The sequence below is a fragment of the Mesorhizobium sp. M1403 genome (assembly GCF_040317695.1).
GTDB lineage: Bacteria > Pseudomonadota > Alphaproteobacteria > Rhizobiales > Rhizobiaceae > Mesorhizobium.
In genome coordinates, this window is record NZ_JAMYKY010000017.1 from 81,045 (window position 1) to 101,677 (window position 20,633).

Here is a 20,633-nt window from a genome sequence, read left to right on the forward strand (position 1 = left end):
AGTGCGGCCGGAGCTTTGATGAACGGATGCTAATTCAATCCGAGGCGTTGCGCCAGAAGCGCTGAGTTTTCAAGAACTCCACGCAGGCGCCAAGAGCGGCATCGGGATCGCGGACGCCTTCGCCGAGCTCGCCGAAACGATCCGTCGCCGGCAGCTGTAATGGTGCGGCAGCCCGCAGGTCGCTGGGTTTCCCGAGCGGCCGGTTTGGCGACGGCAGGTCAAAGGGGCCTCGTTGACGCATGCCGCGCCTGGTTCGGATTACGGGCATCCGCGGCCCTTAGATGAAATCACATATTCTTCATCGGCACGTCGGGATCGACATGTCCCCCATCGGCAGTGATCTTCAGCCTTGAGAGGTAGTGCTCCCATCCCCTTCGGTGGCTGTCACGCTCCTTTGCGTTCGGCAGTCCGCTGTGCGTGAAGCGGATCAGTGTCCCCGCATCCCTCGCGATCAGGTCGATCTCGACATGGCTGGAGCCGGGCGGCACGGTCTCGTTGTCTTCCCAGCCAAAACTGTAGGCAAGACGGTGGACCGGGATCACCTCGGTGAACTCACCGCGGGCCATATGGCGACCACCGACATTGACGAGGAACAGACCGCCCGGCGATGCATCCAAATTCGCTTCGGTCCCGATCCATCGCACGATCTGGTCCGGATCCGTCAAAAGCGCGAACACGGTCGCTTGTGGCGCGGCGACCTCAATCTCTGTGTAAACCGATTCCGCCATCGCTCACTCCAGGTCACATCCGCATCGAATGCCGTGCATGATTGAAGCGAATGTGGGGAGTTGCAAGAAGATGTTCGAGGCGTAAGCATAAGCCTGTGCCGAGTGACCTTCTACCGATGCTTCTCGCAAACTCGCTTTCATTCCTTCTGGACGACGCCGCGCATATTGGCGACGGTGGGCGACTTCTATTGCAGCTCTCAACGCATTTGATGGAAGACGGCCTGCCGATCATCGCCGGCGCGCTGGCGCAGGATGCTCCCGACCCGATCATTTCACGCCGCATCTGGCTCTGGCGAGCGCCTGGGAATGAAGTGGTCGAGGCTTTGGGCATAGGCGCCGACCGCCAGAATGCCGATCCCCGGCTCGTGCTGCGGGAGTGGCTTGGCACGACGCGGGCGATGGTGTTCGACGAGCGAGCGGGCGGTGTCGCACCGACTTTGGTGTGGGCGTTCGATCATACTCCGGATGAGGCGCAGTCAGAGCTGCTGCGGCAAATCTCCCGGTTTGCTGCGGCTCCGATGACCGCACTCGCAGAACGGGCCGCGAAACGCGCATTGCTCGAAGCATATTTGGGAAAGCGCAGTGCAGCACATGTGCTCAACGGTCATTCTCGTCGAGTAAAGGGAGAGACGATACGGGCTGCGCTTCTGTGCGCGGACCTTCGAGGTTTCACCGATCTATCCGAGGTTCATGATGCAGACGAGATCGTATTGGTACTTGATGCCTGGTTCGATTGCGTCGCCGGCGCGGTGCACGCATTTGGTGGTGAGGTTCTCAAGTTTATAGGTGATGGCGTCCTCGCGATTTTCCCGATTGGCGAGCGCGATGCAAATGCCGCATGTGACGCTGCGGTACGCGCCGTGAAGGCCACGCGCGCCGGGATAGATCATCTCAACCAAACTCGGCGCCGCAATGGCGGCCCTGAGCTCGGATATGGCATTGGCCTGCATGTCGGCGAGATACTCTGGGGGAATATCGGCACTGCCGGCAGGTTGGACTTCACCGCGATCGGCAAGGCTGTAAATCTTGTCAGCCGCATCGAAGGGCTGTGCAAGCCGTTGGGACGGACGGTGCTCGCGTCGACAGTGTTCGAGGCAGAAACTACCGAGCCGATGATCGCCATGGGCAGTCATCCGCTCGGAGGAATAGCAGGCGCGCAAACACTTTTCGGCTTGCCGGAATAGATCGAATGGTTGAGCGCGCCGTGGATGTGTCGTTCGCAGCATATCTTGGTATCGTGCGAAGCCATGACTGAGCGGCAATGAGCCAAACCCGCCGCGACCCAAGGCGATGGATCGGATTGATGGTTTGCGGAGAGCTTGGAGAGACTTGGTACGCCCAAGGGGAATCGAACCCCTGTTCCCGCCGTGAGAGGGCGGTGTCCTGACCGCTAGACGATGGGCGCGTTCAAGAACCGGCGATATAGGCTGACGGCTGGCAAAAAGCAACTAGGCTTAAGGCTGCCTGTCGCGCCGGTGAAATATCCGCTGCAAGCCTAGCGTTTTGGCTCGATCAGGTCCCAGAGATTGCCGTAGAGATCAGCGAAAACCGCCACAGTGCCATAGGTCTCGTGCCGGGGCGCCTCACGGAATTCGACGCCCTTTTCGAGCATCAGCGCATGGTCACGGGCAAAATCGTCGGTTTCGAGGAACAAAAAGACCCGTCCGCCGGTCTGGTTGCCGACGGCGTGCCTTTGCGCATCGTCGGATGCCTCGGCGAGAAGCAGCCGCGCGCCCTGCCCTTTTCCCGGCGTGATCGTGACCCAGCGTTTGCCGCCGCCGAGATCGACATCTTCGGTGAGGACGAAACCCAGCCGGTCGACATACCACGAGATCGCCTCGTCATAATTTGCGACGACGAGCGCGACCGTGGCAATGCTGCGGTGTTCGGCAAAACCGGTCATTTGTTCCTGATCGAAAAACGGCCGACGATGCGTCGTTCGGTAATGTCATAGACGAAGATGGCGCGGCTGCCGTCGGCCAACTCGGCGTCAATCGACAGGCGATTGCCCGAGAGCGATTGACTGACCACCCTGGCGCCGACCGGCAGCACGATGTCGCCACTGACCGGCTCGCCTGCCGGCACCTGGATGTCGCTGCTCAGCGGAGGGCTGACAGGCGGTGCATTGCGCGCTTTGTAGACAAGCGCCGCGATCACCACCATAAGGGCGAGGAACAGCAGGCCGAGATTGATGGCGACGAAGCGGACGAGCTTCCTCCGCACCTTTTCGACCTCGGGGTCGAGCGGCTTTTCCTCGTCTTCGTCGGCACGCGGCCGGGCCATGGCAGCAGATTCCGGAACTGTTTTCGATGAGCGCTCATAACGAAGAGGTCAGACAATTAATAGGGGCCGGACAGATCGTGCTGGAGGCCGGCGCCGATGCGGCCGGCCAGCGGCTCGACCAATGGCTGGCGGCCAGGCTCGGCCCCGACATGTCGCGCAGCCGGGTGCAGATGCTGATAAAGCAGGGCGCGGTCAGGATCGGCGGCAGGCCAGCCAGCGAGACGAAGCGCAAGATGGCACAAGGTGACAGCGTGTCGGTCGACATGCCGGAGCCGGAACCGGCGGAGCCGCAAGGCGAAGATATTGCGCTGGATGTCCTCTACGAGGACAGCGAGCTGATCGTCATCAACAAGCCGGCCGGGTTGGTCGTGCATCCCGGCGCCGGCAACTGGACCGGCACGCTGGTCAACGCGCTGATCCATCATTGCGGCAACAGCCTGTCGGGCATCGGCGGGGTGAGACGGCCGGGCATCGTCCATCGCCTCGACAAGGAGACCAGTGGCGTCATGGTCGTCGCCAAGACCGATCGCGCCCACAAGGCGTTGTCGGAGGCCTTTGCCGACCACGGCCTGACCGGCGATCTCGAGCGCGCCTATCTGGCGTTGGTCTGGGGCATACCGGCAAGGCCGACGGGGATGGTCGACGCGCCGCTTGGCCGCGCCGCCGACCGGGTACGCCGCGCCGTGGTGCCGCAAGGCCGCGACGATGCCCGCCACGCCATAACGCATTTCACCGTCATTGAGCGCTTTGGCGAGCAGCAGCAGGAATTCGCCACGGCGAGCCTGGTCGAATGCCGGCTGGAAACCGGTCGCACCCACCAGATACGCGTCCACATGGCCCATATCGGCCATCCGGTGATTGGCGACCCCGAATACGGCCAGGCTTTCCGCACCAAGGCCAACCGGTTGCCTGAGCCGCTAACCAGCAAAGTGAAAGCATTTCCCCGACAAGCTTTGCACGCCCGCCTCCTTGCATTTCGGCATCCGGATACCCATTTAACGATGAGGTTCGAAGCACCGATACCGTGGGACATGGAGAACCTCGTCGACGGCTTCCGCAAGCTTTGAACCAACCACTTGAAAACCTGACCGGCGTTGTTCACTTCAGCGTGACACACTGTTTCGTGTTGAACAAATGCCTGTCTTTCTGGTTTTGTTCCTATATATGTCGGTTGGCGCGAATGTGCCTTTGGCATTCGCGCCACATGCCTGCCGCGTTTCGGGGGCATCACTCCAATAGAGAGGGGGCGCTATCATGGCCCAGTCACTACCCAGTATCGTTTCCGGCGAAGGCGGCCTCAGCCGCTACCTGGAAGAAATCCGCCGTTTTCCGATGCTTCAGCCGCAGGAAGAGTACATGCTCGCCAAGCGCTACGCCGAGCATGAGGACACCACGGCTGCGCACAAGCTCGTCACCAGCCACCTTCGGCTCGTCGCCAAGATCGCCATGGGCTATCGCGGCTACGGCCTGCCGATCGGCGAGGTGATCTCGGAAGGCAATGTCGGCCTGATGCAGGCCGTCAAGAAATTCGAACCGGAGCGCGGCTTCCGTCTCGCCACCTATGCGATGTGGTGGATCAAGGCCTCGATCCAGGAATACATCCTGCGCTCGTGGAGCTTGGTTAAGATGGGCACCACCGCCAACCAGAAGCGCCTGTTCTTCAACCTGCGCAAGGTGAAGGGCAAGATCCAGGCGCTCGACGAAGGCGATTTGAAGCCCGACCAGATCACCGAGATCGCCACCCGGCTGAACGTCTCGGAAGCGGAAGTCGTGTCGATGAACCGCCGTCTGTCGGGCGATGCCTCGCTCAATGCGCCCATCCGGGCCAGTGAAGGCGAATCCGGCGAATGGCAGGACTGGCTGGTCGACGACCACGAAAGCCAGGAAGAGATGCTGATCGAGCAGGACGAGCTGGAAAACCGGCGCGGCATGCTGTCGGGCGCTCTTGCCGTGCTCAACGACCGCGAACGCCGCATCTTCGAGGCGCGCCGCCTCGCCGATGAGCCGTTGACGCTGGAAGAGCTGTCGGCCGAGTTCGATATCAGCCGCGAGCGCGTGCGCCAGATCGAGGTGCGCGCCTTCGAGAAGGTGCAGGACGCGGTCAAGGCCGCAGCCAAGCGCCAGATGCAGGCGCTGCGCACCATCGAGGCGCAGCCGGCGGCGTGAAGCCTTTCGGTATCCGGTAGAAACAAATAACGGCGGCGTCAGGTAACTGGCGCCGCCGTTATTTTAGAAGGTTGCCAGTCCCGCGGCGCCTTCGCGGATGTCCGATCCACTGCCATAAACTGCTCAGTAGCCTCGCCATCGTGTCCGCAGACGATCCCATCGATAGCGGCATTATCGCAATTTTCCCCAAGCTCTGGAAACCGCAACGCTGCAAGCTGTGGCGGCAATGTTCCGGCGCCGACACGGGCTTCCGTCGCAAAATTCCACAAGGCGGCGCTTGCGGCAGACGGGCGACAACGGGCCGCCGGGGCCGCGCCGGGCAGTTGAACTCGTCTGTTCGGAAACGAAAGGCAATATGACGATGACGATTTCTCCGTTTCTGACCGCTCTCGGATCCGAAGGTCCCCCAGCCGACCGAGCGAAAGACATGGACCTGTATGGATGGCTAATTGGAAGCTGGGAAATGGACACGGTCCACTACCTCGATGACGGGACAATCCAGAAATGGGATGGCGAATGCCATTTTGGCTGGGTGCTCGAAGGCCGCGCGATTCAGGACGTTTGGATCAGGCCCAAGCGCCCTGCGCCGTCGACGATGTATGGCACGACCTTGCGCATCTTCGATCCTGGGATCGATGGCTGGCATATCATATGGAACGACCCGCTCAACCGGGATCACTCGCGCCAGATCGGCCGGGCCGAGGGTAAGGACATTGTCCAGCTCGGCAATGACTCGCGCGGTCTGAAAACTCGATGGCGTTTCACTGAGATCACTGCCAACAGCTTCCATTGGATCGGCGAGGAAAGATCTTCCGAGACCGATCCTTGGCAAATCACGTATGAACATTTAGCCCGCCGAACAAAACCCTGACGCTGGACTAAACACTTAGCTGGCGTCTGCGCCGCTCCTCATCCGGCTGCCGCCACCTTCTCCCGTATGGCGACCTATCGGATTCACACATCGCAAAAATCGAATCAGGATCAATAACTTAATCAATAACTTAGATGACCATCTCGGAACGATGAGCGGGCGCAGAGTTTGAATGGCATTGTAGTGCCAACGACCCATCTCCTCACAGGCAATCGAGTGGAAACTTCAGATAGCGCCGGCCGTTGGATTCCGGTTCCGGCAGGCGTCCGCCATTCATATTGACCTGCAGCGCGTGCAGGATCAGCCGCGGCATCGGCAACGTCCTGTCGCGGGCTTGGCGGAGCGCGACGAAGTCGGCTTCCGTCTTGCAGCCGGCAACATGGATGTTGCCGGCTTTCTGCTCCGCGACCGTGCTTTCCCACCGCGCTTCGCGACCGCCCGGCTGGTAGTCGTGACCGACGAACAGACGTGTCTCGTCCGGCAGCGCCAGGATGTCCTCGATCGAGTGCCAGAGCCGCTCGGCACTGCCGCCGGGAAAGTCCGTCCTGGCGGTGCCGCTGTCCGGCATGAACAGGGTGTCGTGGATGAAGGCGGCGTCGCCGATGACGTAAGTGATCGAGGCCAGCGTATGGCCCGGCGAAAACAGCACTCTTGCCGGAAGGCCGCCGACCGAAAAAGTCGCGCCGTCGGCGAACAGCCTGTCCCATTGCGAACCGTCGGCGAGGAATTCCGGCCAGTTATAGATCACCTTCCACAATTTCTGGACCTCGATGACCTTTTCGCCGATTGCCGTCGGCGCTCCGGTTCTCCCCCTCAGATAATGGGCGGCCGAGAAATGATCGGCATGCGGATGCGTGTCGAGGATCCACTCGACCTCCAGCCCGCTTTCCCTGACGAAGTCGAGCAGGGCGTCGGCGTTTTTCGTTGCCGTTGCACCGGACCTTTCGTCGAAGTCGAGCACCGGATCGATGATGGCGCATTTGCGGGTCGCCATGTCGGCGACCACATACTGGACGGACCCGCTCGGCTTGTCATAGAAGCCGGTGACCTGCGACCTGGCCGATAATGCGTCCAATCCCAGCCCCTTGATCTCTCACCGTGGCAGGAATGATTTTCTCAGCCACGGCAAATGAAAGGCATGGTTGTCCGTCAACCAGGCGTCGTCAAGCACCCCGTGCTCACACGGCTAGGAAAACCAAAAATTTCTCCGTGCCGCCTCTGCCTGCTCAGGCGGAAGGCTGCTTGGTTTTCCTGAGATATGGCAGGATTGTCTCGTAGGCGCCGAAGCGCTTGATGGCATCCTCATTCGAGACAGCAGCGGTGATGATGACGTCCTCGCCCTGCTTCCAGTTCGCCGGCGTCGCCACCTGGTGCTTGGCGGTCAGTTGCATGGAATCGATGGCGCGCAGGATTTCGTCGAAGTTGCGGCCCGTCGTCATCGGATAGGTGAGGACCAGCTTGATCTTCTTGTCGGGCCCGATGACGTAGACCGAACGCACCGTGGCATTGTCGGCGGGCGTGCGGCCCTCCGAGCTCTCGCCGGCACCCGCCGGCAGCATCTCGTAAAGCTTGGCGACCTTGAGATCCTTGTCGCCGATCAGCGGGTAGTTCACCGAATGGCCGGTCGCCGTCTTGATGTCGTTCTGCCACTTTCCATGGCTTTCGACGGGATCGACCGAGATGCCGATGATCTTAACGTTGCGCTTCCTGAACTCGCCTTCGAGCCCGGCCATCGTGCCGAGTTCGGTTGTGCAAACCGGCGTAAAGTTCTTCGGATGGCTGAACAATACCGCCCAGCCGTCGCCGATCCATTCATGGAAGCTGATCGGTCCTTGCGTGGTCTCAGCGGTGAAGTCCGGCGCGATATCGTTGATGCGGAGGCTCATGACATGTCCCTACCTTGTGAGTGCAGATCGCAGCCGGCGTTGACCGGCGCTGCTTTTGCCTTTCTACCACTCCGGCGTCATCCTTCAAACGGCTGTTGCGCCGGCATCGAGGCCGGCGGCGAAATATTTTCATTGCTTCTCGGCAAATGCAGCAGGAATTTTCGCTGCGCTGGCTCAGGCCTTGCTCACTGCTAACGTCGTCGCCAGGTCTTCCATGCGCTGGGCCAACGCGCCGAGCGCCCCGGTCAGCACGGAATCGTTCTTGTCGGCCTTGGTCAGTGCGTCGTCGCGCGTCTTGCGCAGCGTCAGCACTTCGCTTTCCATGCCCTTGACCCGCTTTTGCAGTTCTGAAAGCTCGTCCATGACCATGATGCCGGCCATCACGGTCAGCCTCTGGTCGCCGATCTCGCCAAAAGAATCCTTCAGATGCGAGACATAGCGGTCGAAGCGCTCGGCAAGATCGATCAGATGCTCTTCCTGGCCCTCGTCGCAGGCCATCCGATACTGCTTGCTGTCGATGGAAACCGTGACTTGTGCCATTGGCCTACCTGTCCAGTACCGCGCGGATGGTCTCCATGGCTGTCACCAGCCTTCGCGACACTTCCTTGTTGGCATCTTCCAGCCGTTCGGCGCGGGCCTCGGAATTGTCGAGTTCCTGCGCCAGCCGCGAGCGGTCGGCGTTCATCCGCTGCACTTCGGCCTCGGCTTCCGAATAGTCCCGCTCGTGCTCGAGCTTGGCCGCGACGGCGTTTTCCAGCCCTTCGATGGCCTTACCCAGCCTGGCAATGACTTCCTTGAGGGTCGTTTCCCCGGTCATGGCTTTCGTCCTGCGCCCTGCCCATCACCGAATCATCCACGTTCAGAACGCGTTATCCCTGAAACATTACGCGCCGTGTGAACCGCACGTCAATAAAGCGATCGCGACTGTCCCCTGCTAACGCTAATGTAAGTGGTGCATGGCCATCACAAGACCGGCAAAAGCACACCGATTTGTTGACTAAAAGGCCGCGCCTGCTATGTGTCGCGCACCCTTTTCAAGGGCTTTCCCAAGGCCCAAACCCCCATTTTGGAGGAAGCATGACCTCGCGCGAACAACATGACCGGATGGCCAATGCGATCCGTTTTCTCGCCATGGACGCCGTCGAGAAGGCAAACTCCGGCCACCCCGGGCTGCCCATGGGCTGTGCCGACATCGCCACCGTGCTGTTCACCCGCTTTCTCAAATACGATCCGAAGAACCCGCATTGGCCGGATCGCGACCGCTTTATCCTGTCGGCCGGCCACGGCTCGATGCTGCTTTACTCGCTGCTCTATCTGACCGGCTACGAAGACATCACCATCGACCAGATCAAGCAGTTCCGCCAATTGGGGTCGAGGACCGCGGGCCACCCGGAATACGGCCATGCCGCCGGCATCGAGACGACGACGGGCCCACTCGGCCAGGGCCTTGCCAATTCGGTCGGTTTCGCGCTCGGCGAGCGCATCATGAATGCCGCTTTCGGCAACGATCTCGTCGACCACTACACCTATGTGCTGGCCGGTGACGGCTGCCTGATGGAAGGCGTGTCCCAGGAAGCCATCGCGCTTGCCGGACATCTGAAGCTGAACAAGCTGATCGTCTTCTGGGACAACAACAACATCTCCATCGACGGCCCGGTGTCGCTGGCCGACAACACCGATCAGGTCGCCCGCTTCCAGGCGTCCGGCTGGAACGCCAGCCATATCGACGGCCAGGACCCGGAAGCGATCGCCTATGCCATTGAAGCGGCCCGCCACTCCGACAAGCCGACGATGATTGCCTGCAAGACGACGATCGGCTTCGGCGCGCCGACCAAGGCCGGTACCAACAAGGCGCATGGCTCGCCGCTCGGCGCCGAGGAAATCGCCGGCGCCAGAAAATTCTTCGGCTGGGATTATCCGCCGTTCGAGGTTCCGGCCGATATCCTCGACGCATGGCGTACCGCCGGCCGGGCCGGCGTCAAGGCGCGCTCCGACTGGGAAAGCCGCCTTGCCAAGGCCGACGCCAAATTGCGCGGCGAATTCGAACGCCGCATCGGTGGCACGCTGCCGGCCAACTTCGATGCTGTCATTGGCGATTACAAGAAGAAGCTCGCCGCCGACAAGCCGAAGGTCGCCACCCGCAAATCGTCGGAAATGGCGCTGGAGGTCATCAACGGCGCCGTGCCCGAAACCATCGGCGGCTCGGCCGATTTGACCGGCTCCAACAACACCAAGACCAGCCAGACCAAGAACATCACTGCCGACGATTACGGCCAGCGCTATGTCCACTACGGCATTCGCGAGCACGGCATGGCGGCCGCGCTCAACGGGCTGACGCTGCATGGCGGCATTATCGCCTATGGCGGCACCTTCATGTGCTTTTCCGATTATGCCCGTCCGGCGATGCGGCTTGCCTCGTTGATGGGCATCCGCTCGATCTTCGTCATGACCCATGATTCCATCGGCCTTGGCGAAGACGGCCCGACCCATCAGCCGGTCGAGCATCTGGCAGCACTTCGCGCCATCCCGAACCACAATGTCTTCCGCCCGGCCGACGCGGTGGAAACCGCGGAATGCTGGCAGCTGGCCATTGAATCGGAAAAGACGCCTTCGACTTTGGCGCTGACCCGGCAGAACCTGCCGACGGTACGCAACGACTTCGTTGCGGAAAACCTCTCCAGCCGCGGCGCCTATGAACTTGCCGCCGCAAGTGGCGAGGCGGCGGTGACAATCTTCGCTTCGGGCTCCGAGATCGAGATCGCCCTGGCCGCGCGCGAGGCGCTGGAAAAGCACGGCCATGCTACCCGCGTCGTCTCGGTGCCGTGCTTCGAATTGTTCGACAAGCAGAGCGCCGACTATCGCAGCAGGATGATCGGCAATGCGCCGCTCAAGATTGCCATCGAAGCCGGCATCCGTCAGGGCTGGGATTATTTCATCGGCACCGAAGGCATCTTTATCGGTATGACCGGCTTCGGCGCCTCCGGCACGATCGAACAGCTCTATCCGCATTTCGGCATCACCGCCGAAGCAACGGTGAAGGCGGCGGAAGCCCGTCTGCACGGCAAATGAAATTAAGCCCCGATCCGCAAAGGCTGGCATAGCGGTTTTGCCGGCCGGCGGAGCACTAATCGATTTAAATCCGAGCCTCGGCGGCTGGATTCTTTGCCCGTCCGCCGTTATGAAGCTGCGGACTTGATCTTCGGCCCCCAACTCCCAGGGAGAGAACAATGACCGTCAGAGTTGCCATCAATGGATTCGGCCGCATCGGCCGCAACATCCTGCGCGCCATCCACGAATCCGGCCGCAAGGATATCGACGTCGTCGCCGTCAACGATCTCGGCCCGGTCGAGACCAACGCGCATCTGCTGCGCTTCGACAGCGTGCATGGCCGCTTTCCGCATGAGGTGACGGTTGACGGCGATCAGATCATCGTCGGCAAGGAAAAATTCAAGGTCACCGCGATCAAGGATCCGACGCAACTGCCGTGGAAGGAACTCGGCATCGACATCGCGCTCGAATGCACCGGCATCTTCACCGCCCGCGACAAGGCCGCCGCCCATCTGACCGCCGGTGCCAAGCGCGTTCTCGTCTCCGCTCCGGCGGAGGGGGCCGACCTCACCGTCGTCTATGGCATCAATCACGACAAGCTGACCAAGGACCACATCGTCATCTCGAACGCCTCCTGCACCACCAACTGCTTGGCGCCGCTGGCGGCCGTGCTGAATGAGGCCGTCGGCATCGAGAAGGGCATGATGACGACGATCCACTCCTATACTGGCGACCAGCCGACGCTGGACACCATGCACAAGGACCTCTACCGCGCCCGCGCCGCCGCGCTTTCGCAGATTCCGACCTCGACCGGTGCCGCCAAGGCCATCGGCCTGGTACTGCCCGAGCTCAAGGGCAAGCTCGACGGCATCTCCATCCGCGTGCCGACCCCGAACGTCTCGCTGGTCGATTTCAAGTTCATCGCCAAGCGGTCGACCACCGTCCAGGAAATCAACGACGCGGTAATCGCGGCTTCGAACGGCAAGCTGAAGGACATCCTTGCCGTCACTCGTCATCCCAATGTTTCTATCGACTTCAACCACGATCCGCACTCCTCGATCGTGGCGCTCGACCAGACCAAGGTCATGGACGGCAATTTCGTTTCGGTGCTGGCCTGGTACGACAATGAGTGGGGCTTCTCCAACCGCATGGGCGACACCGCTGTCGCCTTCGGCAAGACCATCGCCTGATCGCAGAACCATCTTCTCGACTTGGACAACGCCCGGCTCAGTCCGGGCGTTTTTCGTTGCAGCACGCCCCCCGAGGCAGCCTCCGCTGCTCGGAGGTGCCAAAACATTCGACTATCGGCAGCGCAGGGCGAAAAGCCGCGCTGCTGCCTTGCAGCGGCCATGTCTTCGCCCCACTCTCCCGTGATGCCGGAGCATATCGACTAGGGGCGACCAACGAATGGAGCATGGTATCTATCTGGTGACGCTCGTTGGCGCAGCACTTGTCGTTGCCGCCGCGTTTTCGAGCCTGATCGCCTTCCGTTTCGGCGCCCCCCTCCTGCTGCTGTTTCTCTGCATCGGCCTTGCCACCGGAACCGACGGTCTCGGAATCCATTTCGACAATGCCCGATTTGCCTATTTTGCCGGCTCATTGGCGCTGGCGGTCATCCTTTTCGATTCCGGCTTCGGCACGCCGCTCAATGCCTTGCGGCAGGCGGCCGGGCCGGCGCTGTCGCTGGCGACCTTCGGCGTCCTTTTGACCACTGGCCTGTTCGGCGCCGCCGCCTATTATTTGCTCGACCTGACATGGCTGGAATCCTTCCTGCTCGGTGCCGCCGTCGCCTCGACCGACGCCGCGGCGGTGTTCTTCCTGCTGCGCGCCGGCGAGATCAATTTGCGCGAGCGCGTGCGTTCGACGCTCGAGGTGGAATCCGGCACCAATGACCCGATCGCCATCTTCCTGACCATCACGCTGGTCGAGGTCATCGCCGCCAACACCCACCCCGAGGCCAAGGTGCTGGTTACCGATCTTGCCGTCGGTTTCCTTGTCAACATGGGGCTCGGTGCGGTCATCGGTATTCTCGGCGGCATGGCCATCGTGCGCCTTGTCGATCGCCTCAATCTAGATCACGGCCTGCTGCCGATCTTCGTGCTGACGCTGTCGCTGATGGTGTTTGCCGCCGCCGGCGCCGTCGGCGGCTCCGGCTTCCTGGCGGTCTATCTCGCGGGCCTGATCGCCGGCAATTCCGATATCCGGGCTGTCACCATCCTCAAGCGCTTTCAGGACGGCATGTCGTGGTTGGCGCAGATCATCATGTTCCTGATCCTCGGCCTGTTCGCGACGCCTTCGCAATTTCCGGCGATCCTGGTGCCGGCGGTGCTGCTCGGACTGTTCCTGATATTTGTCGCACGGCCAGTCGCCGTCTGGCTATGCCTGGTGCCGTTCCGTCTGCCACGCCCGGAAGTCGCCTTTGTCTCATGGGTTGGCCTGCGTGGCGCCGTGTCGATCCTGCTTGCTATCACGCCGCTGCTCGGCGGTCTTGAGAACGGCCGCCTCATCTTCAACACCGCCTTCATCATCGTGCTGGTCTCTCTGGTCATCCAGGGATGGACCGTCGGGCCGCTGGCGCGCCGCCTCGGCCTTATCGTGCCGGCCCGCCTGGGACCGCTCGACAAGGTCGAATTGGAACTGCCGGGCTCCGCCCATCATGAGCTTCTTGCCTACCGCGTGGCACCCGGCAGCCCGGTGGCGCGCGGCGAACGCATTCCGCGCTGGGCGCGGCCGTCGCTTGTGCTGCGAGACGGACGCTCGATGCGCTTCCAGGATATGGGCCGGCTGGCGGCCGGCGATCATGTCTACATCTTCGTGCCGGACCGCTATCCGCGCCTGCTCGACAAGCTGTTCGCCAGCCGTGCCGTGGTCGATCCCGAGGATGCGGATTTCTTCGGCGCCTTTGCCGTCGATCCGTCACGCTCCGCCGAGGAACTGGAGACCGCCTACGCGCCGGGCCTGACCGAAGCGGAACGCAAGCTCACCATTGGCGATCTGGTCACGGCGCGGCTCGGCGGCCACGCCGAATATGCCGACCGCGTGCTGCTCGGTCCGATCGAGCTGATCGTCCGCGACGTCGACGACAAGGGCAGGATCGCCGGCCTTGGCCTATCCTTCGAGCCGACCGCGCCGGTGGCACGCGTTCCGGTATTCCTCAGCGCCGGCGAAATCCGCGACCGCATCGCCGCCTTCATCCGCAACCGGCGCAAGCCGGCCGAAGCGCGAGCGGTCGAGGCGGTGGCCGAGATAGAACCGGTTCCGCAGCCCGTGGAAAAGACAACTGGCGAAGGCTGACCGCGTCGACCCGAGCCGCGGAGCCCTGCCGCGAGGCTGAAGAATGGTTCGGCAACTGGCGTGGCGAGTCCATGTGGTCCGACATCGCCGGAAATCATCCCGATCGGCCGGCTGCGAGGGCATCTGGCCGAACAGTCGCCAATTCTCCGTGCCTGTACGGCGCGCCATAGGGGGCAGCTTAATTGTTGCGGGCCGCAACGAACTGCGCCGCTTGTTTCAGAAGCGCGGCTTGTTCGCCATAGGGCTCGAGCAGCGCATGAGCTTGGTCGACGAGGCCATGGAGCTGGTCCCGCGCCCAGTCCGGTCCGTGCAGCGCGACCAGCGTCGCCTTGCCGGCCGCGGCATCCTTGCCGGTTGCCTTGCCCATCTGATGCGCGTCGGCGGTCAGGTCGAGCAGATCGTCGGCAAGCTGAAAGGCAAGCCCGATCGCCGAGCCGAATTCGGCCAGCCTTTCGCGGTCGCGCGACGGCGCGCCGGCAAGGATGGCGCCCGCTTCGCAGGCAAAGCGGATCAGCGCACCGGTTTTCATCGCCTGAAGCCGGATGATGCCAGCCTCGTCCGGCCGGCTTTGTTCGGCCTCGAGATCGAGCATCTGGCCGCCGACCATGCTGCCGGCCCCTGCGGCGCGGGCCAGCGCCAGCACCAGCGCTGCCCTGCGCTCGGCCGGCAGCATTGTCGCCTCGTCGGCAAGGATGTCGAAGGCAAGCGTCAGCAAGGCGTCGCCGGCAAGAATGGCGGTCGCTTCATCGAAAGCCCTGTGCACGGTCGGCTGGCCACGGCGCAAATCGTCGTCGTCCATGGCCGGCAGATCGTCATGGATGAGCGAATAGCAGTGCACGCATTCGAGCGCTGCCGCGACGCGCAGCGCCGGCTCGACGTCGGCTGAAAACAGTGCAGAACTTTCCATGACCAGGAAGGGGCGCAGTCGTTTGCCGCCGTTCAGCACGCCATGTCGCATCGCGGCCATCAGGCGTTCCGGCCGCGCGATCTCGCCTGAAAGCGTGCGTCCGTCGAGCAACCGCCTCAGCAGCGCCTCGAGTGGAACTGCCCGGGCAATAAGTGCAGCCTCGAACGCCATTTGGTCGTCTTTCGTCATGGTCGGGAGCGGTAGCCGACACTCAGACGTTGCGCAAGAAGCCAAGCGCCATTATGCCGGGGGCAGGGAGTAGCGCGGATTGGGTGGCTTGGCGGAACCGATCGTCGATCACGAAACCGAAGGGTTGGACATGGCGAGACCGAGACGCGGCAGCCGCATCGGTCTTCAACGCTGGGTCCGGCGCGGCATCGCTGTCGCCATCGTGCTGGCGCTGATGCCGGTGGTGCTGACCTTTCTGTACCTGCCGTCATTCGTGCACCCGGTTTCGACATTGATGCTGAAGGACCTGGCGACGTTTTCCGGCTACGATCGGCGCTGGGTTTCTATCGACGATGTGGCGCCGGTGCTGGCATATTCGGTCATCATGTCGGAGGACGGGCAGTTCTGTTTCCATCGCGGCGTCGATCTAGGCGAGTTGCGCGGCGTCGTCGACGATGCGCTCGCCGGCGAGATGACGCGTGGCGCCTCGACCATCACCATGCAGACGGTAAAGAACCTTTATCTATGGTCGCGGCCGTTGGGCTCGGTCCGTAAGGTCGTCGAACTGCCGCTGGCCGTCTATTTCGATGCGGTGCTGTCGAAACGGCGGATCATGGAGATCTACCTCAACATCGCCGAATGGGGACCGGGCATCTACGGCATCGAGGCCGCCGCCCAACATCATTTCGGCGTCTCGGCAAAACAGCTGTCGCGCCGACAGGCAGCGCTGCTTGCCGTCACCTTGCCGAACCCGATCGTGCGCAATCCGGCGAAGCCCGGGCCGGGACTGAGGCGGCTTGCCGCGTTGATCGAACGGCGCGCGGGCCGCGCCGGCGCCTATGTCGGTTGCCTGCGATAGTGTCAAAAAAAAACACCGCGACGCTGGCCAAAACGCCATCGGGCGTGTATAGGCAGCCGACTTTCTCAGATTCCGGCCCCTGACGTGGCCCTTTCACGAGGCCGCCGGGGCGTTTTGACCATGTAGTGGAGCATATCCATGGCCGTTCCGAAACGAAAAACCTCTCCGTCGAAGCGCGGCATGCGCCGTTCCGCCGACGCACTGAAGGCCCCGACCTATGTCGAGGACAAGAACTCCGGCGAGATGCGCCGTCCGCACCATATCGACCTGAAGACCGGCATGTATCGCGGTCGCCAGGTGCTGGAGCCGAAGGAAAGCTGAGACAGCTTTCTACGGTTTATTATTGCAAAAGACCGGCCACTGGCCGGTCTTTTTGCGTTCGTCGACAACTGATCATACCGGCCGGGGCTGACATTGTTGTTTCACGCCGTCTTTGTCCGTGTTTATGGGCCGCACGAAAATTCTTGACGGCGAACGCCGGGCGCACTCTACAAAGATCAGTCCAACCGGAGCCGCCACATGTTCGGTGCCATTCCGCTGCTGATCGTGCCTTTCATCCTCTACAATCTCGGGCTTCTGGGAATATTCGGTAGCGGCGACGACCCGTGGGCGACCGAAATGTTTTCGGTCCGGATGATGTCGGGCGGGGTGTTCTCGATGACCCTCGGCGATCTCATCGTGCTGATCGCATTGATCTTCTTGTTCGTCGAAGTGGTGAAGTCGACGCGAACGACAAATGCCTCGATCATGGACCACCTTTTGTCGACCTTCGTCTTTGTGGCCTATCTGGTCGAATTCCTGCTGGTGAAGGGCGCCGCCCATTCCGTCTTTTTCACACTGATGGTCATAGCACTGATCGACGTGCTGGCCGGCTTTTCGGTGTCGATGCGGTCGGCCAGCCGCGACATCAACATGAATTAAGGATCCTGGCTCAGCCCGGGTCGGCGGTGAAGCCAGCCGCCTCGATGCCAGCGATGGCTGCCGTTTCATCATTGTCCGACGTATCGCCGGAAATGCCGACGGCACCGATGATCGTGCCAGCCTTATCGCGGATCAGCACGCCGCCGACGACCGGCAGGACGCGTCCGCCCGACACGTCGGAGACGCCGGCTATCAGATGCGGGCGCTCCTTGGCGAAAGCCTCCACCCGGCGCGAGCCCATGCCGATAGCGAGCGCGCCATAGGCCTTGCCGGCCGACATTTGCGGACGCAGGAACGAGGCGCCGTCCTGACGCTGGAACGAGACCAGATGGGCGCCGGCATCGAGCACCGAGACGCCAAGCGGCCTGAGCTTGAGCTCGGCACCCTTGGCAAAGGCGGCGGCGATGATCTCAAGGGCTTTGTCGAGCGTCAGTGCGGTCATGGCCGCCTCCTAAACGCGCCAGTTGTCAACCGGCAGAACAGATCGCGGTGAAAACTGTTCCGCGTACGAAACGAAGCAATGCGATCCAGGGAGCGCCGGCTTATTTCTTCTTGGCGCGGGACTTCTTCACCGGCGCCGGAGGCGCATTGGCCAGATCTTCCGCTTCCTTGGCGAGGCGCAGCGCCCGCAGCTTGTTGGTTTTGGCCTGGCGAGCGTCGCTCTCGGCGACATATTCCGCCATGGCCTTCTGGCGCACCGTGGCTGCCTCTTCCTGTTTCTTGAAACGCAAATCGGCCCGCGCACGGGCAGTGTCCTTAGAGTTCTCGACCAAGAGCGTTATCCAATCCGGTAAATTGTCTTCAGTCCCTTGATAGCAGAGCCAGCCCGCAATTGGGAAAATAAGTTGGTCATGGCGCCGGATCGCACCCGACTCGCTCCGCATTGCGGGCGATCACCGCATCGTATGCGGCCTGCAAGGTCGCGCGCACGGTGGGTCCAGATGGGGCGGGAGACGCACCCAGATGCTCGTGGCGCAACTCGTTCATAAACTTATCCCACATCGGCGGGCCGCCTTTTTCCAGAAGCTCGGCACGGATAGAGAGCTCTTCGCTGACCGGCAGCCAGACGCGGCCCCAGGCGCCGAGATGCGCCAGGATCGGCACCAGCGTAATCGCCATTTCGGTCAGGCTGTAGATCGCCTTTTGCTTGTGGGAGGGATCGTCCGCCTTGGTCAGCATGCCGAGCTCCATCAGCCGCTTCAGCCGGTCGGCGAGGATGTTGGAGGCGATGCCCTCCATCGAGCCATTGAGCAGTTCGCGAAAGTGGCGTCTGCCGCCGAAGATGATGTCGCGAAGGATGATCAGGCTCCACCGATCGCCGAACACTTCGAGCGACAGATTGATCGGACATCCGGACCGGCGATCAATGTTCATGCGAATCTCCAAAAACCGGTTGCATTATCGTATCGGTTTTAATATCGTGCAACCGATTGCAAATTGCAATCGGATTTGCGGCCCGAGGAGGAAAGCCATGAGAAACGCCGAACACCCCGAAATCGTATCCCAGACGTTCGGCGATCCGGCACATCCGGCGGTATTGTTGATCATGGGCGCCATGGCTTCCATGCTCTGGTGGCCGGAAGCGTTTTGCCGAAAGCTGGCCGGCGAGGGTCGCTTCGTGATCCGCTATGACAATCGCGATACCGGCCGTTCGACCAAATACGCGCCGGGCGAGCCGCCTTATACATTCGACGACATGGCGGACGATGCCATCCGCGTCCTTGACGACCAGGGAATCCGAAAGGCGCACGTGGTCGGCATGTCGATGGGCGGCGTGATTGCGCAGCTCGTTGCGTTGAAATACCCGTCGCGTGTCACTTCGCTTACGGTGATCAGCAGCTCGCCCTTGGGCATTGATACGTCGCATCTGCCCGGAACCACCGAGGCCTACAGGAAACATTCGGACGAAGGCGCGAAGGTCGACTGGTCTGACCGTGGCCAGGCGGTCGATTTCATCGTCAAGGACGCGTATGCGCTCACCGGCACCGCACGCTCATTCGACGAGCAGCGCACGCGGGCTTTCGTCGAACAGGATTACGACCGGTCCGGCGGCTTTCTAAGCGCCACCAATCATTTCATGCTCAAGAGCGGCGAAGATGGGAGCGGCGAAGATCGGAGCGGCCAGGACTGGACGGGGCGGCTGCACGAGATGAAGATCCCGCTCCTCGTTATCCACGGCACCGACGATCCGATCTTTCCAGTCGAGCATGGCGCCGCTCTTGCCGACGCGGTCGCCGGCGCACGGCTGGTCCGGATCGAGGGCGGCGGCCACGAGCTGCATCCCGACGACTGGGCCGCGATCATCGATGCCATCGTCACCCACAGCCAAGCCAAATAGTACCAAGCCTGACCTCAACACCGAATTTCCGCGAGACGAACCACCCAAGGAACGACAACCAATGTCCCTGACTATGCATCTTCATCCACTGGCCTCCTTCTGCTGGAAGCCGCTGATCGCGCTCTATGAGAACGGCACGCCATTCACATCCGTCGTCGTCGATCTCGGCAATGAACAGTCGCGCGCGGCGTTTCTGAAATTGTGGCCGCTCGGCAAGATGCCGGTGCTGCGCGACGATGCGCTGGACCGGACCGTGCCGGAATCGTCGATCGTCATCGAATATCTCAACGCGTATTATCCTGGGCCGGTCGAACTGATCCCTGCCGATCTCGACCTCGCCCGACAGGCCCGGCTTGCCGACCGTTTCTATGACTTCTACGTCCAGGAACCGATGCAGAAGATCGTCGGCGACCGGCTGCGGCCGGAAGGCAAGACCGATCCGTTCGGCGTCGAGCAGGCGCGCGCCCAGCTGCGCAGCTCCTACGCCGTCATCGAACAGGACATGCAGTCGAGGACATGGGCGGTGGGCGGGAGCTTCACCATGGCCGACTGCGCCGCCGCCCCCGCGCTGTTCTACGCTAACAAGGTCGAGCCGTTCGGCGACAAATATCCTGCGGTGAGGCGCTATCACGACCGGCTGCTGCGGCGCCCGTCGGTCGCCCGTGTGATCGAGGAAGCGCAGCCCTATTTCAAGCTCTTCCCCTACAACAACGGCTAGAGAGTGGTTCATCGTTTCACGGAAACGCCGAACCGCTCTATCCCTTTGTTTTTGCGCAATTCCGGACGGAAAACCGTTTCACACTTTTCCTGGAATTGCTCCAGGCCCGAGGCTGCACGAGCTGCCCGACGCGCGGACGACGCCTCTCAGCTTCCGGGTGAACCGAGCTGCTCTGCATCCCAGAACTGGTCGAGCCAGATGTTGAGCTTTAGGAAGCCGGCATTGCTGACCGTATAGACGCGCCTGGTGCCTTCCGGCTTGGCGTTGACCAGCCCGGCATCAAGCAGCACCTTCAGATGCTGCGAAACGGCCGGGCGGGACACCGGCAAGCCAGAGGCCAGTTCGTTGACGGTCTTCGGTCCGCGCCGGAGCTCTTCCAAGAGATAGCGCCGGTTGGGATCGGCAATCGCCATGAAGGCGTCGGAAAGCATCATGCCTTATTTGTG

General features: G+C 61.9%; 24 protein-coding genes and 1 tRNA gene. 12 read left to right on the forward strand and 13 right to left on the reverse strand.

What is annotated here, in order from left to right:
* Window positions 1-287: 287 nt before the first annotated feature.
* Window positions 288-728: an SRPBCC family protein gene (locus NKH01_RS24125; protein ID WP_023678521.1), complete on the reverse strand. Its 441-nt coding sequence runs from the start codon at window positions 726-728 to the stop codon at window positions 288-290.
* A 116-nt stretch (window positions 729-844) separates the two neighbouring features.
* Between NKH01_RS24125 and NKH01_RS24130 the strand changes: the two genes are divergently transcribed.
* On the forward strand, window positions 845-1,912 hold the full coding sequence (locus NKH01_RS24130) for an adenylate/guanylate cyclase domain-containing protein (protein WP_352860085.1): 1,068 nt from the start codon (window positions 845-847) through the stop codon (window positions 1,910-1,912).
* Between the two features lie 146 nt (window positions 1,913-2,058).
* Here NKH01_RS24130 and NKH01_RS24135 read toward each other — a convergent pair.
* From NKH01_RS24135 to NKH01_RS24145, 3 genes are all read right to left on the reverse strand, one after another.
* Window positions 2,059-2,133, reverse strand: a tRNA-Glu gene (locus NKH01_RS24135).
* Window positions 2,134-2,223: 90 nt separating this feature from the next.
* Window positions 2,224-2,631 carry a VOC family protein gene (locus NKH01_RS24140; protein ID WP_353022777.1) on the reverse strand — a complete coding sequence of 136 codons (408 nt, stop codon included), beginning with the start codon at window positions 2,629-2,631 and terminating at the stop codon, window positions 2,224-2,226.
* A complete protein-coding gene (locus NKH01_RS24145) occupies window positions 2,628-3,011 on the reverse strand; it encodes a fimbrial protein (RefSeq protein ID WP_352641750.1) in 384 nt (127 codons plus the stop codon). The genes NKH01_RS24140 and NKH01_RS24145 overlap by 4 nt, the downstream gene beginning before the upstream one ends.
* 26 nt (window positions 3,012-3,037) lie before the next feature.
* Here NKH01_RS24145 and NKH01_RS24150 point away from each other — a divergent pair, with 26 nt between their 5' ends.
* From NKH01_RS24150 to NKH01_RS24160, 3 genes are all read left to right on the forward strand, one after another.
* On the forward strand, window positions 3,038-4,078 hold the full coding sequence (locus tag NKH01_RS24150) for an RluA family pseudouridine synthase (RefSeq protein ID WP_353022779.1): 1,041 nt from the start codon (window positions 3,038-3,040) through the stop codon (window positions 4,076-4,078).
* Between the two features lie 187 nt (window positions 4,079-4,265).
* A complete protein-coding gene (gene rpoH / locus NKH01_RS24155) occupies window positions 4,266-5,177 on the forward strand; it encodes an RNA polymerase sigma factor RpoH (protein ID WP_023720954.1) in 912 nt (303 codons plus the stop codon).
* 355 nt (window positions 5,178-5,532) lie between these two features.
* Window positions 5,533-6,048 (forward strand): hypothetical protein, encoded by a 516-nt coding sequence (locus tag NKH01_RS24160; RefSeq protein ID WP_353022781.1) that lies wholly within the window; start codon window positions 5,533-5,535, stop codon window positions 6,046-6,048.
* A gap of 202 nt (window positions 6,049-6,250) precedes the next feature.
* Here NKH01_RS24160 and NKH01_RS24165 read toward each other — a convergent pair whose 3' ends face one another.
* The 4 genes from NKH01_RS24165 to NKH01_RS24180 all read right to left on the reverse strand — a co-directional run bounded on the left by NKH01_RS24165 (window position 6,251) and on the right by NKH01_RS24180 (window position 8,751).
* Entirely contained in the window at window positions 6,251-7,123 is an 873-nt protein-coding gene (locus NKH01_RS24165) for an MBL fold metallo-hydrolase (RefSeq protein WP_353022783.1), read from the reverse strand.
* Window positions 7,124-7,274: 151 nt separating this feature from the next.
* Window positions 7,275-7,934, reverse strand: a complete 660-nt coding sequence (locus tag NKH01_RS24170; RefSeq protein WP_023720958.1) for a peroxiredoxin — start codon at window positions 7,932-7,934, stop codon at window positions 7,275-7,277.
* Between the two features lie 174 nt (window positions 7,935-8,108).
* Window positions 8,109-8,474 (reverse strand): cell division protein ZapA, encoded by a 366-nt coding sequence (locus tag NKH01_RS24175; protein WP_353022785.1) that lies wholly within the window; start codon window positions 8,472-8,474, stop codon window positions 8,109-8,111.
* A 4-nt stretch (window positions 8,475-8,478) separates the two neighbouring features.
* On the reverse strand, window positions 8,479-8,751 hold the full coding sequence (locus tag NKH01_RS24180) for a DUF4164 domain-containing protein (RefSeq protein WP_006200774.1): 273 nt from the start codon (window positions 8,749-8,751) through the stop codon (window positions 8,479-8,481).
* A gap of 260 nt (window positions 8,752-9,011) precedes the next feature.
* Between NKH01_RS24180 and tkt the strand changes: the two genes are divergently transcribed.
* From tkt to NKH01_RS24195, 3 genes are all read left to right on the forward strand, one after another.
* Window positions 9,012-11,003 carry a transketolase gene (gene tkt / locus NKH01_RS24185; RefSeq protein WP_353022787.1) on the forward strand — a complete coding sequence of 664 codons (1,992 nt, stop codon included), beginning with the start codon at window positions 9,012-9,014 and terminating at the stop codon, window positions 11,001-11,003.
* Window positions 11,004-11,161: 158 nt separating this feature from the next.
* Window positions 11,162-12,172 carry a type I glyceraldehyde-3-phosphate dehydrogenase gene (gap, locus tag NKH01_RS24190; RefSeq protein WP_023720961.1) on the forward strand — a complete coding sequence of 337 codons (1,011 nt, stop codon included), beginning with the start codon at window positions 11,162-11,164 and terminating at the stop codon, window positions 12,170-12,172.
* A 217-nt stretch (window positions 12,173-12,389) separates the two neighbouring features.
* Complete coding sequence (locus NKH01_RS24195) at window positions 12,390-14,276, forward strand: potassium/proton antiporter (RefSeq protein WP_353022790.1); 1,887 nt, start codon at window positions 12,390-12,392, stop codon at window positions 14,274-14,276.
* 178 nt (window positions 14,277-14,454) lie between these two features.
* Here the strand turns inward: NKH01_RS24195 and NKH01_RS24200 are convergent, their stop codons facing one another.
* On the reverse strand, window positions 14,455-15,372 hold the full coding sequence (locus NKH01_RS24200; protein WP_352640176.1) for a polyprenyl synthetase family protein: 918 nt from the start codon (window positions 15,370-15,372) through the stop codon (window positions 14,455-14,457).
* 79 nt (window positions 15,373-15,451) lie between these two features.
* Between NKH01_RS24200 and NKH01_RS24205 the strand changes: the two genes are divergently transcribed.
* The 3 genes from NKH01_RS24205 (at window position 15,452) to NKH01_RS24215 (ending at window position 17,131) form a co-directional block, all read left to right on the forward strand.
* Entirely contained in the window at window positions 15,452-16,210 is a 759-nt protein-coding gene (locus NKH01_RS24205; RefSeq protein WP_031194544.1) for a transglycosylase domain-containing protein, read from the forward strand.
* A gap of 138 nt (window positions 16,211-16,348) precedes the next feature.
* Window positions 16,349-16,531, forward strand: a complete 183-nt coding sequence (gene rpmF / locus NKH01_RS24210) for a 50S ribosomal protein L32 (protein WP_006203806.1) — start codon at window positions 16,349-16,351, stop codon at window positions 16,529-16,531.
* A 198-nt stretch (window positions 16,532-16,729) separates the two neighbouring features.
* Entirely contained in the window at window positions 16,730-17,131 is a 402-nt protein-coding gene (locus tag NKH01_RS24215) for a hypothetical protein (protein ID WP_023720966.1), read from the forward strand.
* A gap of 10 nt (window positions 17,132-17,141) precedes the next feature.
* On the opposite strand, the gene NKH01_RS24220 is transcribed toward NKH01_RS24215, so the two are convergent.
* The 3 genes from NKH01_RS24220 to NKH01_RS24230 all read right to left on the reverse strand — a co-directional run bounded on the left by NKH01_RS24220 (window position 17,142) and on the right by NKH01_RS24230 (window position 18,505).
* Window positions 17,142-17,573 carry a GlcG/HbpS family heme-binding protein gene (locus tag NKH01_RS24220; protein ID WP_023720967.1) on the reverse strand — a complete coding sequence of 144 codons (432 nt, stop codon included), beginning with the start codon at window positions 17,571-17,573 and terminating at the stop codon, window positions 17,142-17,144.
* Window positions 17,574-17,673: 100 nt separating this feature from the next.
* On the reverse strand, window positions 17,674-17,904 hold the full coding sequence (locus NKH01_RS24225; protein ID WP_023720968.1) for a hypothetical protein: 231 nt from the start codon (window positions 17,902-17,904) through the stop codon (window positions 17,674-17,676).
* 76 nt (window positions 17,905-17,980) lie between these two features.
* Complete coding sequence (locus tag NKH01_RS24230) at window positions 17,981-18,505, reverse strand: winged helix-turn-helix transcriptional regulator (protein WP_352640174.1); 525 nt, start codon at window positions 18,503-18,505, stop codon at window positions 17,981-17,983.
* A gap of 97 nt (window positions 18,506-18,602) precedes the next feature.
* Here NKH01_RS24230 and NKH01_RS24235 point away from each other — a divergent pair, with 97 nt between their 5' ends.
* Entirely contained in the window at window positions 18,603-19,469 is an 867-nt protein-coding gene (locus NKH01_RS24235) for an alpha/beta fold hydrolase (protein WP_353022793.1), read from the forward strand.
* 61 nt (window positions 19,470-19,530) lie between these two features.
* Window positions 19,531-20,187 (forward strand): glutathione S-transferase family protein, encoded by a 657-nt coding sequence (locus NKH01_RS24240; RefSeq protein WP_352847178.1) that lies wholly within the window; start codon window positions 19,531-19,533, stop codon window positions 20,185-20,187.
* A 146-nt stretch (window positions 20,188-20,333) separates the two neighbouring features.
* Here NKH01_RS24240 and NKH01_RS24245 read toward each other — a convergent pair whose 3' ends face one another.
* Window positions 20,334-20,621, reverse strand: a complete 288-nt coding sequence (locus NKH01_RS24245) for an ArsR/SmtB family transcription factor (protein ID WP_023720972.1) — start codon at window positions 20,619-20,621, stop codon at window positions 20,334-20,336.
* Window positions 20,622-20,633: the final 12 nt, after the last annotated feature.

Excerpts from the sequence above, each read along its gene's own strand:
- NKH01_RS24125 (WP_023678521.1), bottom strand. The coding sequence starts at position 728 with ATGGCGGAATCGGTTTACACAGAGATTGAGGTCGCCGCGCCACAAGCG.
- NKH01_RS24130 (WP_352860085.1), top strand. The coding sequence starts at position 845 with ATGCTTCTCGCAAACTCGCTTTCATTCCTTCTGGACGACGCCGCGCAT.
- NKH01_RS24140 (WP_353022777.1), bottom strand. The coding sequence starts at position 2,631 with ATGACCGGTTTTGCCGAACACCGCAGCATTGCCACGGTCGCGCTCGTC.
- NKH01_RS24145 (WP_352641750.1), bottom strand. The coding sequence starts at position 3,011 with ATGGCCCGGCCGCGTGCCGACGAAGACGAGGAAAAGCCGCTCGACCCC.
- NKH01_RS24150 (WP_353022779.1), top strand. The coding sequence starts at position 3,038 with ATGAGCGCTCATAACGAAGAGGTCAGACAATTAATAGGGGCCGGACAG.
- rpoH (WP_023720954.1), top strand. The coding sequence starts at position 4,266 with ATGGCCCAGTCACTACCCAGTATCGTTTCCGGCGAAGGCGGCCTCAGC.
- NKH01_RS24160 (WP_353022781.1), top strand. The coding sequence starts at position 5,533 with ATGACGATGACGATTTCTCCGTTTCTGACCGCTCTCGGATCCGAAGGT.
- NKH01_RS24170 (WP_023720958.1), bottom strand. The coding sequence starts at position 7,934 with ATGAGCCTCCGCATCAACGATATCGCGCCGGACTTCACCGCTGAGACC.
- NKH01_RS24175 (WP_353022785.1), bottom strand. The coding sequence starts at position 8,474 with ATGGCACAAGTCACGGTTTCCATCGACAGCAAGCAGTATCGGATGGCC.
- NKH01_RS24180 (WP_006200774.1), bottom strand. The coding sequence starts at position 8,751 with ATGACCGGGGAAACGACCCTCAAGGAAGTCATTGCCAGGCTGGGTAAG.
- tkt (WP_353022787.1), top strand. The coding sequence starts at position 9,012 with ATGACCTCGCGCGAACAACATGACCGGATGGCCAATGCGATCCGTTTT.
- gap (WP_023720961.1), top strand. The coding sequence starts at position 11,162 with ATGACCGTCAGAGTTGCCATCAATGGATTCGGCCGCATCGGCCGCAAC.
- NKH01_RS24195 (WP_353022790.1), top strand. The coding sequence starts at position 12,390 with ATGGAGCATGGTATCTATCTGGTGACGCTCGTTGGCGCAGCACTTGTC.
- NKH01_RS24200 (WP_352640176.1), bottom strand. The coding sequence starts at position 15,372 with ATGACGAAAGACGACCAAATGGCGTTCGAGGCTGCACTTATTGCCCGG.
- rpmF (WP_006203806.1), top strand. The coding sequence starts at position 16,349 with ATGGCCGTTCCGAAACGAAAAACCTCTCCGTCGAAGCGCGGCATGCGC.
- NKH01_RS24215 (WP_023720966.1), top strand. The coding sequence starts at position 16,730 with ATGTTCGGTGCCATTCCGCTGCTGATCGTGCCTTTCATCCTCTACAAT.
- NKH01_RS24220 (WP_023720967.1), bottom strand. The coding sequence starts at position 17,573 with ATGACCGCACTGACGCTCGACAAAGCCCTTGAGATCATCGCCGCCGCC.
- NKH01_RS24230 (WP_352640174.1), bottom strand. The coding sequence starts at position 18,505 with ATGAACATTGATCGCCGGTCCGGATGTCCGATCAATCTGTCGCTCGAA.
- NKH01_RS24235 (WP_353022793.1), top strand. The coding sequence starts at position 18,603 with ATGAGAAACGCCGAACACCCCGAAATCGTATCCCAGACGTTCGGCGAT.
- NKH01_RS24240 (WP_352847178.1), top strand. The coding sequence starts at position 19,531 with ATGTCCCTGACTATGCATCTTCATCCACTGGCCTCCTTCTGCTGGAAG.
- NKH01_RS24245 (WP_023720972.1), bottom strand. The coding sequence starts at position 20,621 with ATGATGCTTTCCGACGCCTTCATGGCGATTGCCGATCCCAACCGGCGC.